Source organism: Pseudomonas sp. 18.1.10 (assembly GCF_024655625.1).
Lineage (GTDB): Bacteria > Pseudomonadota > Gammaproteobacteria > Pseudomonadales > Pseudomonadaceae > Aquipseudomonas.
This window is the reverse complement of record NZ_JANLGL010000479.1, coordinates 1-528: the sequence shown is the minus strand read 5'-3', so window position 1 is coordinate 528 and position 528 is coordinate 1. Positions and strand designations below refer to the sequence as shown.

Genomic DNA, 528 nt, shown 5'->3' with positions numbered 1-528 from the left:
GCCAGCTTCAGCCTGCACGCCCCACCGCAAAAACTGCCGCTGCTGAGCTTGACGCCACCCAAGATCAAGCCGTTGCGCACCCTCCACGGTGTGGTCACCCACTTCGCCCGCCAGTCCGGCTCCAACGACCAGGCCACCTACACACTCACCTTGCAACCCCGCCTCGCACTGCTCGCACGCGGCCGACAGTTCCGCATCTATCAACACCAATCGGTGCCCGAAATCGTCGAACACATCCTGCGCAGCCGCCACGGTTTTGAAGGCCAGGACTTCCTGTTCAACCTCAAGCACGACTACCCCCGGCGCGAACACGTCATGCAATACGGCGAAAGCGACCTGGCCTTCATCAGCCGCCTGCTGGCCGACGTGGGCATCTGGTATCGCTTCACCAGCGACGAGCGCCTGCGCATCGACGTCGTCGAATTTTTCGATAGCCAGCGTGGTTACCAGTTCGACATCGAGCTGCCACATCGCCCGCAATCCGGGCTCGGCAGCAGCGGACAAGACGGCGTGTGGGCGTTGCAATCC

Annotated in this window: 1 protein-coding gene; it reads left to right on the top strand. The window is 62.7% G+C overall.

What is annotated here, in order from left to right:
• A partial coding sequence (locus NUV89_RS29785; protein ID WP_257784135.1) for a phage late control D family protein occupies nt 1-528 on the top strand: 528 nt, incomplete at both ends.